We start from the raw sequence: 17,339 nt of genomic DNA, 5'->3' as shown, positions 1-17,339 counted from the left end.
GATCTGGCTGCCCATGATTCACGCCATGCAGCATATGTTCGAGACCGGGGTCATGCCGGAGCCGTACGAGAACATTTACGAAAAAACCCAGATGTTCCTCGGGGGATTTTACTCGCACATGGAGAAAAACGGCGCGCCCGTTCCGCTCGAAGCCATACCGCCCGACTGGGAATGCCCCCGCGATCGCAGTCCCATGGACGCGCATCATTACCCGGATGGATTCTTCAGATAAGTCATAAACATGTCCGGCGCCGGAGAACACAGTGTCTTTCTCAAGCGGCGGGTGAATGCCTGCGCTGTAACCGGTAACGGCGAGGGACGAGTTATTTCAGGAGCACGAGCCTGTCGGTTTTTTCGAGCGCGTTTATGCGGAGACGGTAATAATACGTTCCCGATGGCCCTTTCCGTGAATCCCATGCCGCCAGATGAGCGCCGGATTGACGGTAACCATCCGCGAGCACATCGACAACCTGTCCGCTTTCCTTACGGATTTCAAGCCGTACATAGCCGCTCACGGGGAGCCGGTATTCTATCGGCACGAATGGATTGAGCGGATTGGTTCCCGGGAAAGGAAGCGCGAGGACATCGGGCTTTTCTGGCCGTGGAGTATCCTTCGTTCCGCTCACGCGGCTGTAATCGAAGGGTTCATCGACGAGATGGTACTGCGGTTCGGTCTGCCCGTCCCAGTCGCGCTGGAGATAGTAGGTTAAAAGCGGTGTCCGCGGAAAATCGGTGACCGGTGTCAGAACCGCCGTGCCGTTCTGCCAGAGGTATACGGGGATTTTGCGTGGATCGAGGGCATCGGACAGTCCACGCTCGATCGCGAGGTGGAAATATCCGAAGTTGCCCGGCTCGTGACCGCCGAGGTAGTGACCGACTATGTCGGTCCGGAAGATATTTTTGCCGAAGATAACGATATTGCTCATGAAGTCCTGTGCGGTGACGACGGGTTTGCCACCGGAGCTGCCGGTGTTGCCACGGTCGAACGGGTGCGGGCCGTTGTTGCCGCAGTCGCCGTCACGGCCGTAAATGCCCTCGATGATATTGAGGACGGACGGGGTGACCGAAACGTTATCGAGGGTGCGGTGCGACCATGCTTCCTGCCAGCTTCCGCCCTCCTGCCCGGGTCTGTCCCAGCGGGGGATTATGTGTTCGGCGAGGTGACGTTCGTAGTTGCTCTTGACTGTTTCGGGCGCATGCGGCTGAAGGAGTTCCGCGCCTTCGAAGTCATCGTCGATACGGGCGCACAGTCTGCAGAAGGGACGGGCGATCATGCCCTGGAGATTCTTGCTGCACAGGGTCATCCCCATACCGTGCGTCTTGAATTTCGATATGTTGAGCAGCCTGCTTCCGGGGGTGTTTATGGGCTCGAGCTGGGGGATTTTTCTGAAAAAGACGCCATCGGGGACATCGATCCAGTTGTAATCCCTCCCCGGCTCCAGACCGTTGCCGACTTCTCCCTCGATATTCTCCCTGAAGTCTATTCCCGCGCGCGCGGCCATGTCGGGAATGCCATAGGGGCCGAACGACGTGCCCCGGGGATTCTCGCGAAGGTGAATCTGGCTTCCCGATATTCCGAGCTCCTTGAGCGCCTCGAAAACGCCCTCGCCGAAAAAAGGATCGGCAATCGTGCCGATGATATCCTCGAGCGGAAACTGGTCGGCGCCGGTTGTCTTCAGGTTCATCTTCACCGGTATCGATGCGGTGACCGGAATACCGGTTTTGTCGCCGGGAACGAACACGCTCCTGCCGAAGGCGAGCCCGGCATCCAGTTTCGCCGCGGCGTTCATCTTGTTATCGATGCGCGTGGGCATGATGAATACTGCTTCGGGATGATTTTCGATAAACGGGTGGAGCGAAAAATACCCGGATGCCTGACGACGCGACGCACTGACCTGAAACGGTAAACTGCTTCCCAGCGCACAGAGCGCTGCGGTTTTCAGGAAATCTCTTCTATTCGGCACAACGGAATCCTCCATAGCTGGTTCAATAAAGGCCGGAATAAAGTATATATGGGTGCGGAATATTTCAGGCTACAGAGCGCCGCATAATCCGTGAAATCATGGAAAAAAATGGCATATACCCTGTTATACTTCCCTGAAGCCCGTTTGTTGCATGAAAATGTGACAGTGGAGTATGAAATTGAAAGCATATTTATCAATACGCACCATCAGCTTCATCCATGGTAGCCGAAAAGTCCGCACGACCTGTTTTTTACCAGCCGCGGACTGTAAAGTACGGTCGTATGCTGTTGTTGTACCCTTGGCCGTTTTTCATGAAGAATCCCTTCCAGAAGTAAGGGAACGGGCCTCTCTGTGCCATGACATCCGTCCACTCGGCAACGATGAGCCACATGATGAGATCGCCCATCACACCTGTGGTCGGGCACACCCTGCGGTCGAGACCCTTGACCGGGACGACGCCCCAGCTTTCCGGCGAATAGCTGTTGAATGCGACATCGGCCTCTTTGTAGAGCCTTTCCCCCGATGAATCACCGTCCGTGGAGAACGGGCATATGGCGATGACATACGCGCCCTTGCTGCGGCTTTCACGGGCGACTGCCAGCTCTTCGGGATGGTTCGAGGTGTAGGCGCCGATGAGGACGATATCCCCGCTTTTCACCGCAGATGCGGTATAGGGACGTGTGACCATGGGGCCGTTCGCGACACTGCTTGCGTCGGTGACAAGCGCCTTGTTTGCGCCGAACACCCACCATTTCCCACCGCGGACAACAAGGTCCGCCAGATGGCTTCCGACAGCGGCGAATTTGGGACGGTCAGCGCCGACCATGGCCGCCCGCTCGATGCAGGTCTGTAGGTAGAAGCGTGCCCAGCCGCCGCTTTCGGGATTTTTCCCCTTATCAGCCTTGAGTCCCGCCAGCTCTGCCGCGGCCGTCCAGTACACTGCCGCCTGTGCAAGCCCGCCGCCGGGAATAATGGCAAAATCGGGATTCCGTGGAGTGCGGACAAGGCCGTTATACCACGGTACCTGGCTGTCGATCATGGCGTTGACAGTGTCCTCGATGCGGAGGATTTTCCCTTCGTATTCTATCTGGTAACCCTCTTCAGGCGGTGTCTGCGCGAAGGGATAATAATTAACCGTCACACCGACGACACGGATTCCTCGTTTCATTGCCGCGATATTCCCGAGGTTGATCGTATTGGTGATGATCATGTCGTTCGGGCCGAGCTTTGTATAATCCTCGTCCTTAGCGCCGCGTTCGAGGAAAGCGAATACGCCGGGCTGACCGGTACGGTCGAGGGCTGTCTCGGGTATGGGAAAGTGCCCGGAGGTAATCTGCGAGTAGATTGTACCGCCTTTTTTGGTACGTTCGAGGGCGGTTTTCATTTCACGTTCGATAATTTCCGTCTGTGTGTCGTACAGACCGGTGAGGATATTCATTGCCCCGGTATAGTATTGTTCCCAGAACGGGCGGGTTTCCGCCTCAGTGGCATGGGCATTACCATCGCCCGGCATTCTGCTCATAACCGCTCCAAGCCCGCCGGCGAACAGGGAGCCGAAGAAATGGCGGCGTTTCAGTGAGAGAGACATATCGTTTCCTTTCATATACGGTGATACGTCTTATTACAGGGGGATTTTCTTCCAAAATAAGACAAATATATTGACGACCCTACATTTTTTTGGAATATCATATGCATGCAGGAACTTATTGAGGGAAATGTTTTACCGGTATACGTCTACTGAAGGGGTATGCTCCCTTCGATGCCCGTTGTACGGTCATCCCGTCCCGCCATCGGGGGCAGGCCGTTTTCCGGAGAATCGAGGTAGAAGAAGACGACCGATGACCAGTCGTCCGTCCGGTAATAAAAGATGTACTCCTGGTCGTAACCCTCGGGCATGGTGATATCCTTTATGTCCGGCACGGGATCCATATCGAGCAGACGCACGAATTTCGTTCCCGCTTTCCCGACATAAAAGATCGAATGCGCCTTGAAGGGCACCCCTTTTTCCATGAGTGAGAGCGCTGTTTCACGGTGTGTGCAGCCGATCTGCTGCATGGTGACACGGCAGTCCTGATGGAAATAGACGGGATCGGGGATATGGTACCGGTAGAACGCATGGAAACCATGTTCGTTATCGGTGATCAGGCAGCCCTGGTAACGGCTTTTGAATACCGGCATTCCCCATGCGGCGCCCATATAATCCTCGGTGCCCGTTCCCATCATGGTGGGATGCTCACTGTCGCCGTCAAGGTAGATTTTCAGGCCTCCTTCACCCCACCAACCAATGTTGTCGGGCCTTGTGATGACACCGACATGTGCGCCGAGATACCGTCCCTCTCCCTTTACCGGCGGAAGAATTTCATAGTCCTCACCGAGCTTTGTCCATCGTTCACGGCGCCAGTATGCATGGAAATAGAGCGCATTCTCGTCGGGACGGTCGGTGAGATTGATGTCCACATCGTAATAGAACTGGATGAAAGTCGTTTCGGAATCGTTGACCACAACGATGCGCGCCGCTTTTTTAAACGGCATCGGGATATAGCAGTTGAAAGCGTTGCCATTGGGATTTGAAAAGAGCTCGTTGTCGACAGAAACGCCACGGCCGAGTATATGACAGAAGAAATCACCGAGAGGCGCCGAAACCGCCGGAGTCGGGGCATCGTCCCAGAACATTTCGATGCGCAGCGACCTGAGAAGCTCCGGGCTTCTCGGATTCATGGTCATCCAGATGCGGTTTACGATACCCGCTCCGCGAACATCGAGAAGAACCTTCGTTTCTCCCGGCGCGATACTGTCGAATGCATGTCCCTTGGCGCCCTTGTTTTCCAGCCCCGCTTTTCCCTTTTCAGCTGTGGGATTCTCGAAACTTGCCCACCGTGACTGCATGTGCGGCTGCCGTGCATAAAGCTCCGGCCGACCGGTTGAACCATCCCCCTTGTTCCCGCTTCCGGAACAGCCTGACAGGACGGCAAGGATTACAAGGGATATCCATATCGAAAGAACGGTTCCGGTTTTTCCCGGCTGTTTCTCCTTCGCATCATCATATATCACTGGTGGTTCCTCCGTCGTTCCACTGAATGTGTCATGTCTATCTTTTACACAACCGCTCTCTCATAAATTCACCGGTTATCGCTATCATATGATCGATTCGTTCGTGTTCTGCCGCACGGCCGAAATGGGCGATTCTGAACGATATCGGATTCCCCGATGAGTCGGTTCTTTCCCCGTTTCCGACCATCGTGTTATACCGGGCGAGATAAAAACCGCGAAGCTCGCTGCTCGGATTACCGTCCGGCATGATAAATTCCGTAACGACCGGGGAGGCACATGCAGGGTTGGCACCCGGATTGAAACCGAATTCAGCAAATCCTTCAATGAGGCGTTTACCGGCGGCGCGGAAACGCTCCTGACGGTTTTCAAGGCCTTCCCCGATAATCCGGTCGACAATCCAGTCGAGCGCATAGAGCATGGTTGTCGCCCCGGTCTGAAGCTGGGGATGGTAATCGTGCATCTCGACGAATGCCTTTTTCCACCACATGAGATCAAGAATATAGGGTACACGGCGGTTTTTTTGGGCTTTCATATAGTTCCACGCTCTTTGGCCAACCGCCACGGGAGCGAGTCCCGGCGGGAGTTCCAAACACTTCTGCGATGCCCCCGCAACTACATCCGCGCCGGCATTGTCCATATCGATCACGGCGCCCCCGACTCCCGATACCGAGTCGACAAGGAGGAGTGCATCGAACTCGCGCGCTATTTCGCCGATGGGCGGGATCGGATTGAGTACCGCAGTCGAGCTCTCATTATGCGTAAGGTATATGATATTATGATGATTGCGCTTCATTTCCCTGCGGACATCATCGGGATCCACCACATGTCCCCATGGACCGTACACGCACGCATACGGAATCGCGAGGCTGGTCAGATTCCGTTCCGCGTAGGAGCCGAAACTCCCGTTATGCATGAGCAGCACGCTGTCATCGGGCGTACAGAGGCTGGCCAGCATCATGTTGACCGCTGTAGTCCCGCTGCCGCAGGGAATGAAGACATCGCCATCCTCCAGGCCGAATACAGTCTTCATTTTAGTGACCAGTCTATCGAAAAAGGCCGGGAAATCGCCCTCGTAATGAGGAAATACCGGCAAACCGCAACGCCGCAGAACCTCATCGGGCGGATCGATCGGCCCCGGAATCATCAGAAGCGGTTTGTTCATGGTTTCCGCCATACAGTCTCCTTATATGGATTCTATTCAATTCCCAGAATAGTGAAAGCGTCACGGTTCAGAATACTTTCGAGAATTTCACGGGAAATCTTCGGCAGTCCCGTTTTCTCGACGATGTGATTGGCGTTCAGCAGCCCTTTGATGGAATCGGCCACCGATGCGCAGGGATAATCGCTGCCGAAGAAGACTTTTTTCCATGTCCCGTATTCGACGAGCAGCATGAGGGCATTGTAAAATTGCCAGGGACGGTAATAGAGAGCCGAGATGTCCGCATACAGATTCGGTTCCTTGCGGATTGCAGCGACCGTTTCACCGATCCACGGGTGCCCCATGTGCGCCAGAATGATGTTGAGCTCCGGATAGTCGATCGCCACCTGGCTCATATGTACGGGATTGGCATATTCGAGCGGAACCCCGCTCGCAAACGTCGTTGCCATGTGCGTGAGAATCGGAAGCCCGTGACGCTGGGCGTATGCATAAATACGGCGATACCGTTCATCGAGCGGATGGACACCCTGATATATCGGGCCGAGCTTGATTCCTTTGGCGCCCATGTCCTGATGGGTACGCTCGAGCTCCTCCATGAAATTGTTTTCGGAGGGATCGACGCTCGTGAAAAACACCAGCCGTTCGGGCGCCTTGTCCACCTGCGCCTTCACCGAGTCGTTGGGAATATTGTAACCGGTTTTTTTCGCGCGAAGGCCGAAAACAATACATTTGTCAGCCGCCTTTGTTGCTTCGAGGTGTGATTCGCTGGTCATGCCGTGGTCAATGGAGACCCCGCCCGCGCGAATAGCGTCGGCCTCGACCTGGGGACCGAGTTCATGAGGCTGCCAGAAATGGGTATGAACATCGTATATCATCGATTGATTCCTCCTTGTGTTGTAATTTCCGGGATATAAACGATCATGAGATTAACATCGTTTATTCTCAGGGTATATTCACCTGTCCCGGTTTATTAATAATAACGCAAAGCTGTATAGTCATTAAGTAATATAACATATTAAATTACTTAATGTTAGCACTTTTTAAAGTAATTGTTTGTATCTGGCTATTCAATCAGTGCATAAAACGTGCGAATGAAATATTTATAAACGTAAAAGTGTCATTCCCGTGAAAACGGGAATCCATTATACAGTGTTTATGACATGACGATATTGATACTGGATTCCCGGTTCACTTCGTTTCCGGGAATGACAATATTCGTACAATAAACAGAGCTGATCGAATAACCATAGTATTTGGATTGTCAATGCCATTGCAATAAAACATATCCGTGTAATCCGTGTTAATCCGTGGCCAATATAATTGTGTGAATGACCGGATTATACCGAGTTCGCTTATTTCAGTAACCCCGCTTCTGAAAGTACGGTCTCACGGCGTTGTCGTATTCCATGCCTCCGATTTCATGAATACCCTGCCAGAAATAGGGCATTTCCCCGCGGCGCGCCATGTGGTCGGCCCACTGAGCGGTAAGCATCCAGTGAACGAGATTGCCGGTGAGCCCGGTAAGCGGAGATACCTTTTCCGGGAATCCTTCCACGGCGATCACTCCAGCACGTTCATCACAGTATGTGTTGAACGCCTCATCGACCTCTTTGAAGAGACGAACGCCGGATGAGTCACCATCCGTCGAGTACGGGCAGAACGCCACCGTGAAAGCGCCCTTGCTCCGTGCCGTACGGGCGACTTCGATTTCCTGCGGCTGGTTCGACCTCACCGACCCGATAAGCACGATATCGCCATCCCGGACATCGTTGCCGTACCCACGGGCTATCATGGAACCGTTCGCTGCGCCGGCTGCATCCGAAACGAACATGTTTCCGGTGGGCCCGTTTTCAGTCCTGAACGGTTCCCCGTAGACGAAAAGCCGTGCATGCCTGCCAAGCACGAGGTCGGCCCATTTTTCCGCGATACGGTCGATTTTCGGGCGGTCGGAGCCGATCATCTCGAAACGTTCGCAGGCTTTTTCGAGGTACTGTTTTGCCGGTTGTGTGCCCGATCCTTTTCCCTTTGTACCGATCAGGTTCGCCAGCGATGCCGTACATGACCAGTATACGGCATACTGGGCGATTCCGGTCGACGGGCATATTTTAAACCGTGGATTTTGCGGAGCGGAGACGAGGCCGTTCTCCCATGATATCTGACTATCGATGATCATGTCCGAAATCTCTTCGAGCGACAGCACCATTCTCTCCGGATAAAACACGCCCGGAGGAGTCTTTGAAAACTTGAAGTAATTGTTGGTTACACCGGCAATAAAAACACCGCGTTCATGGGCTTTTTTCCAGTCATCGCTTTCTTTGTATAATTCCCCGGTCATGTCCATGTTCACATTATTGGTGAGGAGAAAGTCGCCCTTTTTCATCGCATCGAAGGGGCCCTTCATGAGGGAATAGTACTGAGGCAGCACCCAGGGCTGTCCGGGACGGTCCTGGCTGCCCGCATAAGCGGCAAAATGACCGAAAACGACATTCGAATAGATTGTCCCGCCGCTGCGTTTCAGCTCGTATGCCTTCTCCATGGCCCGGGCGATATTGTCCACCTGTGTGTCCCGGATTCCACTGACGATGTTCATGATCCCGTCATAGTACTGGTCCATGAAAGGTTTTACCTGCGGAGTAAAATCATCCGCAAATCCTGGCAGCGCCCGCGATTCCGGCGCTTGTGTTATCATAGAAGCGCCCGCGGCGAGAGCGGAAACGGAAGTTGTGGAAAGGAACGTCCGCCTCGAAATCCTTTTTGGCATGGTAACACTCCTTGATGCAAGACTTTATTGTTCTGTTGGGATTATATTCATAATGTAAGCAACTTTCGGTTCATATGCCATGGGTGAAGTATCCCACAGCCGGAAATCATTTATTTCCGGGTGTCCGCAGCGGCGGCTTTCATATCGGTGTATCCCTGCGGATTTCTGACGACTGCAAGGATATAGACGATAGCCGCAATCATCATACCCATCGCCAGGGCGAACATGTTCCCGTAAGAAAGGATACCCCGATCGATCAGCCAGCCCATCGCGATGGGAAGAATGACCATGAAGGGAATGACACCGACATTCGTCACGGCGACATAGGTTGATTTGTCCTCGGAAGGACAACAGAAAAGGCACATGTTGGTATATCCGACATTATCGGACATTTCAGATATGCCCGTTATGATAAACGCCGCGAAAACAAGCACCGTACTCCCTGACGGTGCCAGCCAGATCATCGCGGTATAGATAACCGCAATTACCTGAGAGGTAACGAGCATGTATCTGGGTCCATACATATCCGAGATTTTCGTGATGGTAAAACCGGCGAGAGCGAGACCGAGCGCATAGAGCGAGCTGAACCACCCGGCATCGAGCGGATCGAATCCCCGTTCCCGTATTAGATAGACAAGAATGAACGCCATCATGACATAATGCCCGCTCATGAGCCATTTTGCAACAAGAAATTTCGTAAACAGCCGGTCTGTTTTCAGGACGGTGAGGCACTTTCCCAGATATACGCCGAAAGAGGGCTCTGCCTTGATCTGCTCGCTTTCAGGCTCGTTGATCCGGAGCAGAAGAAACGCGATTCCCGTTGAAATGACGAATGTCAGAAGGAAAAGCACGGCATAATTGACCGGTTCGTTAAACGTGTTATTGATGTAATTAATCGCGAATCCCCCGACGAATGTTCCGAGGAACTGCACGGCGAAGAGAATCCCGATAAGATGTCCGAGCCTTTCGGTTGGTGTAATCTTGTAGATGAGGGAAAAGTTCGCGGGCATGAACATGCCGACGAGTGAAACCGCCCAGGCAAAAAGAATAAGGAACAGCCATACTGAAAAAACCGGCATCCGCCCGCCGAAGAATAAAATATGCATTCCGATTATGAGCCATGTCAGGCCTGAGAGAATGATTGCGGATGCCATGAAGCGTTTCTTGATCGGTTTTGTTTCGGTTGCGTAAGCGGCCCAGAGCTGCGGTATCGAAAAGCCTGCCCACAGAATTGCCGTCAGCGAACCGATCTGGGTGACACTGGCGCCGATATACGTGAGATAGGCAACCGGAATTCCCAGATAATACGTCATGGAGCCGTTGACGCTGCCGCCGAATCCGAACATAAATGCAAAGATGTCGTATTTGAAATACTCTTTCATGCTTCCGTGGCTGACCACCTGATTTCCTCGTTTCTTATGGTAATATCACGGTGCGGTCATACAGGTAAATATCATGGATCATTGATGATAGATGCTGAAACAGGTTCAGCATGACAACGTGGTCGTATACACGTCACCCTGAACTCGTTTCAGGGTCTAAACCATAAAAATATAAACGTCTGAATTTTCATATCAACAATCGCAACTTTGTATACCATGAACTTCCGTAAAAGTGTCAAATGCCGAATTTAAAAAGGCCCGGCGGGGATAGTACCGGGCCTTCACTGAGTCCTCTATCATGGATGGCAGAGGAAAATTACTTGACCAGTATCATCTTTACCGTTTGTGACAAATTGCCGTATGTAACCGTGCCGAAGTATACACCGGCCGAAAAATCCGAAGCGTTCCATACAACGCTGTGACTGCCGGCTGTCATGTATCCCTGAGTGATTGTATCTACCTTCTGTCCGGCTGCATTATAAACGTCGATTTTAACGTTCCCCGTTTCGGGAATGGTGAAGGAGATCGTCGTCGACGGATTGAACGGATTCGGTGTATTCTGCGCCACCGAGAAACCGGCGGGAGTGTTTTCATCCACCGAGACGGCAACGGTTATGATACCTTTGATCGAATCATGTCCGACGAAGAACCATCCGAACTGGTCTGTATCGGATGAATAATTGGACGTGTAATAACCGTCGTACGATGAACCGTAATCGATGACCTCGATACCCGATTTGTACCCTGCGGTTTCACTCGCGAACGCATGATACCCGAGACCGGTCCCGTCGGGAGCAAAAAGACCGAACGATACCGCGCCCAGGTCGAATGAGGGAAACACCGAAAACAGGTTTTCATCCATCGCTATGTTGTACTTGTACGGGCCGACATTGTAATCGTTGCAAACCCATGGTTTCGCGGAATCGGCTTCGAAATTATGGTCGCCGGTATAGTCGCCGTTGTCGTTCGCCCACAGTACCGCATCGCCCTCGTCCTCGTACAAAATATCGAACATGAGGTTCATACAGGAGCAGAAGGCGTTCGTCACGACCTTATTGCCCCGGATCTGCCACCCGTTGGGTCCGGCGTTCGACTGGCCGCCAGCCTCGGCGTCCTCGATGCTGATATACCATTCGGATATGTCAAGCCTCTTGATTTCTGTCCCATCGGCGAGATCGACATAGATAACCTCCGATTCGACCCCCGCACCGGACTCGTCACCGTTGACCGTGATCATGAAGTCATCCTTGATGATAATCCCGGGGCCGCTGTCCCATCCCGGAGGCATGGTTTCGGAATACCGGAATTCTCCCTGATCGCCCCATGCTGTCTGGAGAATGGCCTCACCGTTCGGTATCCACTCCCACTTACGGATTACTTTCATGCTTTTGTTGTTTTCGGAACATTTAAAGAAAAAATTGTAGTTACCGGGCAGAAAAGCGAGACCGCCCGCATCATTCCATTCCGACGATGTGCAGGTTTCGATAAGTCCCTTGTCACCCGGATCGTTTCCTACAACCCATTTGATATTGTTGTGCTTCGTTTCGTCGGTACTGCTGTTGTTATCGTGCTGCCCCTGGTATACGATGGGGTTGTTCAGCGCCTTGCCGTCCTGATCTTGCGTCACTATGGTGTTTTTGGCCCATGCATACATTTCGATCTGACGGGACATGGGAATTTTAGCCGATACATTGTCATATGCCCAGATATAATAGGTATAATTTCCCATGGGAACATATTTGCCATCGGAATCCTTGCCGTTCCATGTAATCGTGTTGGACCCGAGACCGAACTGTCTCGGCTGTGAGGCAAACACACAGGTATCGATCTTGTTCACATAATGCCAGCCAAGATAGCCGTTACGGACCTTGTTGACCGATGCCCCCTGATCGCTGGTATAGACCAGCATGACAGCACTTGCAGGTGCCCCGTTCACGGTAACCGGTATTTTCAGTTCCGAACCGTCAAACTGATACAGGATTACAGACGGCGCCGAAAGCTTCATCACTGTCGGGCTGAAATTCACACCGCTTACCTCGGTGACCAGAAGAATCAGAATACCGATAACGATTAACGCCCTTTTCATACTTTTTCCCTTTTCGATTGGTGATCTGACCATGATTTGTTTCAAATATCGTTCTGTCCGGAACACCTCCTTTTCCTATGTGAACACTATACCGGCAGATGCTGAATGAATCTGTCATGTACTTTTACTTTTTCGCCTGTTCGAACAGTTCAGACAGCCTTCCGGCAGGAACGCGAAAACCGTAGTTGTCGATAACCACGAATGTCTCCAGACTGCTGACACCCTCGATGTCGAATATCTGACGGGTTACTTTCGACAGCATTTTCCTCGAGGTAATAACAACGACTGCTATGAGATCATATTTTCCGGTAACACCCATGAGATAGAGAACCGAAGGGATTTTTTTAATTTCGGGGACACATTTGTCCGGGGAGATACTGAGCAGGATTCCCACAACCGTAATATATAAATCCGGAAATTCCTCGATATCCGCGAGCATCTTGCTTTCAAGTTCACCACTCTCGAACATGCGGGACATACGGCGACGGACTGTGGAAGCCGCAATGCCCATTTGCTGAGCAACATCACGGCTTGATGGGTAAATCTGGTTTTCGTGCATTTTCGCTATTTTAAGATCAAGATCGTCCATATGAATCATTTCTCCTTATAATATGAATCATTATAACCTTATATATATGAATAATAGTCAATATTTTTCATGTGTCAAGTTTTTTTTATTCAATATTAATTACTCATGCCTGATGACTGATCCTGTTCATTTTTACCTATGGTTTCATGAGGAGAATGATGCGCCGGAAAAACCCCGGCCGTGTTCTTTTTAGAGAAACGGTTCCGGGTGAGAAATCCCTGTTGCGCCGGGATTGTGTGCAATAAAATGATTGTGTGTTTTTTTGCCGGAAATGATTTTGAACTTGCGGAAAAGTTATGTATTTTCATTCATATGTATAGTACACTGTTTATTGTTTTTTATAAATATACTATAAACAATATCATAGATTTTATCTTCCTTGTCCGCTGTTTATCGCAGCGAATTTTATTGTGTCACTGACAGGTATATGAAGGGTAGATCGTCACATGAAAAACAACAGGATTTCACGCAGGCATGTATTAACAGCCGGGAGCGCCGCGACTGTCGGACTGGCATTGCAGAAGACCGCTGCACACTCTGCTCCGTCAGCCCGGGCCGCAGCAGATAACAAACCCCCCGAATGGAGAAACCGTCAGCCGGGAATGGCATACCGCAGGTTGGGGCGAACGGGATACATGGTTTCGGAGATTGTCATGGGAGGAAACACCATATCTCCCGACAACAACAGGCATGTTGCGCTTGCGGTCGACATGGGCCTCAATTATTTCGATACCTCCCCTGCTTACGGCGGCGGTAAAAGCGAGGAGGGATACGGGGAACTCCTTAAAAAATCCTCGTTCCGGGAAAAAGTATTCGTCAACTCGAAGGTGAGTATTTTTGACAGTAACCGGAGCGATTTTTACTGGAAACTCTATCAGACACTCGATGAAAAAGAGCAGAAAAAGATTCAGAGTGAAGCCGATGAGCTTATCGCGCGCCGCGGAATCAAGGAATCGAGGTACATGGGGCGGTATGGAACATGGCAGCACACCGAGATTCAGAAAGCCTATTTCAGCAATGTAATGGAATCGTATTACGGTGACCGTATCGACCGGAGGAAAGAGTATTATTCGAGAATAATCGATTCGGTCGAAGGGAGCCTGAAACGTCTCAAAACGGATTATCTCGACCTGTTCATGTGTCCCCATGGGGCGAATTCACCCGAAGAGGTTGTCATACCTGAGATTCACGAAGCGCTCGACCGTCTCAAACGTGACGGCAAGATCAGGGCATCCGGCCTTTCGGCGCATACCGATCCCGCGGGGATTCTTCTCACCGCCGTGGAAACGGGTGTGTTCGATGCGGTTATGATAGCCTACAGCATTGTGAACGGCGATTTCAGTTATGCTTCGGTTCGTCATGCAAACGAGCATGGTGTCGGGGTGATCGCGATGAAAGCCGCACGGCCCGTGTATCCCGGAAGCGATAAACTCTTCATCCCGCCGGAACGGCTTGAGAAGCTTGACCGCGTTATCCCGGGCGATATGAAGATTCCCATGAAGGCGTATCTCTGGGCTCTTCAGAATCCGTACCTCACGTGTGTCAACTGCGACATGGTTAATGAGAACCATGTCAGGGATAACCTGACCCTCGCGGGGAAAAAGATCGGGCTCGTTTCTCCGGAAGATCAGAGCGGGTTTACGAATTGAGCCGGTTCATCGGAGGAAATGAAATGGAGATAATCTGCCGAGGCGTTATTATTCATAAAATGCGGTGAAAAACGATAAATCACTATTTCGGTATCACGTATACGGTTAATAAGGAGAACGATATGGAAAACACTCGTTATCGCAGGCGTGATTTTATCAGGCACACCGCTGCTGCAGGAGTGGCGGCTTCGCTGGCCGGAAATACGCTTTTCGCACAGGAACGGAAAAAGTCGGTCCTCATGGTCTGGGGAGGCTGGGAAGGCCACGAACCGAAACAGTGTGTGGATATTTTCGCCCCCTGGCTGGAAAAACAGGGCTTTCAGGTGGAGATATCCAACACGCTCGATTCCTACCTTGATGCGGTAAAAATGAAGTCGTACGATCTGATCGTCCAGTCTTTTACCATGAGCCAGATAACCGGAGAACAGGAAAAGGGGCTGCTCGATGCCGTTCAGGGCGGTGTGGGAATTGCCGGCTGGCACGGCGGGCTGGCCGACTCGTTCAGGCAGAACACGAGCTACCAGTTCATGGTCGGCGGCCAGTGGGTCGCTCATCCCGGGGGAGTCATCGATTACGAAGTCAACATCAAAAAGCATGATGATCCCATAGTCAAGGGCCTGTCGGACTTCAAAATGCATTCCGAGCAGTATTACATGCATGTCGATCCCATCAACGAAGTGCTCGCGACAACGACATTCGGCGGACAGTATGCTCCCTGGATCGATGGTGTCGTTATGCCCGTCGCCTGGAAAAAGATGTACGGGAGCGGCAGGGTGTTTTATTCGTCCCTCGGACATGTGGCGAAGGATTTCGATGTGCCGGAAGCGCTCGAAATCATGAAGCGCGGCATGCTGTGGGCATCTCATTCTTTAAAGGGATGATCGTGACGAAGTGGTAAAGTGGTAAGAAGCTTGTTCACGGTATCAGATGAGGTTTGTCATGAGAAAATTTATCAATGATCCGGTCAACTTTGTCGATGAAATGCTCGAAGGGATTCTCGCGGCTCATCCCGGAAGGCTCACATGTGTCGATGGCAATCTCCGGTGTATCGTCGCCGGAAAACTCAGGGAAGGCAAGGTGGGGCTCGCAACGGGAGGCGGCTCCGGCCATCTGCCGGTATTCCTCGGGTATGTGGGCGATGGCATGCTGGACGGCTGCTCCGTCGGGGGTGTTTTCCAGTCGCCGAGCGCCGATGTCATGTACGAGGTGACAAAAGCGATCAACAAAGGCGCCGGTGTCCTCTACATATTCGGCAATTACGGCGGCGACAGGATGAACTTCGACATGGCTGCCGAGATGGCGGACATGGACGGTATCCGTGTCGGGCAGGTCATTGTGAGCGATGATGTCGCCTCCGCGCCGAAAGGCGGGGAGAACAGGAGGCGGGGTGTCGCCGGGCTCTTTTATGTGTACAAGATCGCCGGAGCGGTCGCTGCCGAAATGGCCGCTCTCGACGAGGTGAAGCGTGTTGCCGAAAAAGTCTGCGCGAATGTCCGGACCATGGGCGTTGCGCTTTCCTCCTGCACGATTCCCGAAGCGGGGAAGCCGACATTCGAGATTGTCGAGGGCGAAATGGAAATCGGCATGGGAATCCACGGCGAGCCGGGCATCAGGAGAGGCCCGATCAGGAGAGCGGACGAGGTTGTAGACGAAATGCTCCGCCGAATCGTCGATGACCTTCCGTTTCAGCGGGGGGACGAGGTCTCCGTGCTGGTCAACAGCCTCGGCGCGACCCCGAAAGAAGAGCTCTACATCATGTACCGCACAGTCCATGCCATGCTGAAAGAACAGGGAATCACCATATACAGGCCATATATCGGGGAATTCGCAACATCCATGGAGATGGCGGGCGCATCGATCACCCTGCTCCGGCTCGATGACGAACTGAAACGGCTGCTCGCGAAACCTGTTCAGACGCCGTTCTTTGAACAGGCTCAGCTGTAAGAGGGGTTGACCATGACTGCACTTGACGGAAACGATATGATTGCCATTCTCGGCGTCCTGAAAGAGAGCATCGCCGCCAGCCGTGACAGGTTGATCGAGCTCGATTCGGCGCTCGGCGACGGCGATCTCGGGATTACCATCACCCGTGGATTCACCGAGATTTGCACGGCTCTGAACGGTTCGGAGGAACATGATGTGGGAAAAATCCTCATTCAGGCGGGCATGGTGCTCGCGAAAACCGCTCCCTCGACGATGGGGACGCTTCTCGCGGGCGGTTTCATGAATGCCGGTAAAGCAATCAGGGGCAGCGAAGAAATCACTCTCGAAGGTCTCCTTCGCTTTTTCGAGGAATTCACCGGCGGCATTTCTGCACGGGGTAAAGCGGTTCCGGGTGATAAAACGATAATCGATGCCCTTACTCCCGCCGTTCAAGAGCTGCGGAACGCTGTAGAAAAGGGCAAATCCCTTGGTGAGGGGCTCGCCGATGCCTGCCGTGCAGCCGAGACCGGCGCGGAGAGTACAATAAATATGGTGGCGAAACACGGGCGACCCTCGTATTACGGCGAAAACTCTGTCGGGAAGGAAGACCCCGGAGCAGCGGTCGGGGTGCTCATCATGAGGGCGTTTGCGGCGTATATGAAACCGTGATTCATGAGTTGGTTACTGCACGGGATTGCGGTTGTCAATGATCGGCGGAATAAACACAGATAAATCAATAATTACTCATGTTATACGCGTTTGGATCCTGAAACGA

General features: G+C 52.3%; 14 protein-coding genes. 5 read left to right on the top strand and 9 right to left on the bottom strand.

All coding sequences use genetic code 11. The features are described from left to right. Positions 1 to 232 (top strand): hypothetical protein (locus tag LLG96_15640; protein MCE5251640.1); only part of this gene is annotated, 232 nt, incomplete at its 5' end. A gap of 91 nt (positions 233 to 323) precedes the next feature. Here LLG96_15640 and LLG96_15635 read toward each other — a convergent pair. The 9 genes from LLG96_15635 to LLG96_15595 all read right to left on the bottom strand — a co-directional run bounded on the left by LLG96_15635 (position 324) and on the right by LLG96_15595 (position 12,992). Continuing rightward, entirely contained in the window at positions 324 to 1,964 is a 1,641-nt protein-coding gene (locus LLG96_15635; GenBank protein MCE5251639.1) for a DUF362 domain-containing protein, read from the bottom strand. A 250-nt stretch (positions 1,965 to 2,214) separates the two neighbouring features. After that, a complete protein-coding gene (locus tag LLG96_15630; GenBank protein ID MCE5251638.1) occupies positions 2,215 to 3,552 on the bottom strand; it encodes a hypothetical protein in 1,338 nt (445 codons plus the stop codon). Between the two features lie 146 nt (positions 3,553 to 3,698). Further along, the gene (locus LLG96_15625) at positions 3,699 to 5,015 is read right to left on the bottom strand and encodes a DUF2961 domain-containing protein (protein ID MCE5251637.1); all 1,317 of its coding nucleotides are present in this window, start codon (positions 5,013 to 5,015) and stop codon (positions 3,699 to 3,701) included. A 37-nt stretch (positions 5,016 to 5,052) separates the two neighbouring features. Continuing rightward, positions 5,053 to 6,189 carry an aminotransferase class V-fold PLP-dependent enzyme gene (locus LLG96_15620; GenBank protein MCE5251636.1) on the bottom strand — a complete coding sequence of 379 codons (1,137 nt, stop codon included), beginning with the start codon at positions 6,187 to 6,189 and terminating at the stop codon, positions 5,053 to 5,055. A gap of 20 nt (positions 6,190 to 6,209) precedes the next feature. Further along, positions 6,210 to 7,049 (bottom strand): amidohydrolase family protein, encoded by an 840-nt coding sequence (locus LLG96_15615; GenBank protein MCE5251635.1) that lies wholly within the window; start codon positions 7,047 to 7,049, stop codon positions 6,210 to 6,212. 482 nt (positions 7,050 to 7,531) lie between these two features. Beyond that, the gene (locus LLG96_15610; GenBank protein MCE5251634.1) at positions 7,532 to 8,935 is read right to left on the bottom strand and encodes a hypothetical protein; all 1,404 of its coding nucleotides are present in this window, start codon (positions 8,933 to 8,935) and stop codon (positions 7,532 to 7,534) included. Positions 8,936 to 9,045: 110 nt separating this feature from the next. After that, entirely contained in the window at positions 9,046 to 10,335 is a 1,290-nt protein-coding gene (locus LLG96_15605) for an MFS transporter (protein MCE5251633.1), read from the bottom strand. Between the two features lie 298 nt (positions 10,336 to 10,633). Beyond that, a complete protein-coding gene (locus LLG96_15600) occupies positions 10,634 to 12,403 on the bottom strand; it encodes a T9SS type A sorting domain-containing protein (protein ID MCE5251632.1) in 1,770 nt (589 codons plus the stop codon). Positions 12,404 to 12,527: 124 nt separating this feature from the next. Beyond that, positions 12,528 to 12,992 (bottom strand): Lrp/AsnC family transcriptional regulator, encoded by a 465-nt coding sequence (locus LLG96_15595; GenBank protein ID MCE5251631.1) that lies wholly within the window; start codon positions 12,990 to 12,992, stop codon positions 12,528 to 12,530. A gap of 446 nt (positions 12,993 to 13,438) precedes the next feature. On the opposite strand from LLG96_15595, the gene LLG96_15590 reads away from it, so the two are divergent. The 4 genes from LLG96_15590 to dhaL all read left to right on the top strand — a co-directional run bounded on the left by LLG96_15590 (position 13,439) and on the right by dhaL (position 17,233). Beyond that, entirely contained in the window at positions 13,439 to 14,641 is a 1,203-nt protein-coding gene (locus tag LLG96_15590) for an aldo/keto reductase (GenBank protein MCE5251630.1), read from the top strand. A gap of 122 nt (positions 14,642 to 14,763) precedes the next feature. Continuing rightward, positions 14,764 to 15,522, top strand: coding sequence for a ThuA domain-containing protein (locus tag LLG96_15585; GenBank protein ID MCE5251629.1), 759 nt, complete (start codon positions 14,764 to 14,766; stop codon positions 15,520 to 15,522). A gap of 58 nt (positions 15,523 to 15,580) precedes the next feature. Next, positions 15,581 to 16,585, top strand: coding sequence for a dihydroxyacetone kinase subunit DhaK (gene dhaK, locus LLG96_15580; GenBank protein ID MCE5251628.1), 1,005 nt, complete (start codon positions 15,581 to 15,583; stop codon positions 16,583 to 16,585). 12 nt (positions 16,586 to 16,597) lie between these two features. Next, positions 16,598 to 17,233, top strand: coding sequence for a dihydroxyacetone kinase subunit L (gene dhaL / locus LLG96_15575; GenBank protein MCE5251627.1), 636 nt, complete (start codon positions 16,598 to 16,600; stop codon positions 17,231 to 17,233). Positions 17,234 to 17,339 lie beyond the last annotated feature (106 nt).

This window comes from bacterium, assembly GCA_021372535.1.
Lineage (GTDB): Bacteria > Latescibacterota > Latescibacteria > Latescibacterales > Latescibacteraceae > JAFGMP01.
The sequence above is the reverse complement of the archived record's forward strand: the minus strand, read 5'-3'. Positions and strand labels throughout refer to the sequence as shown.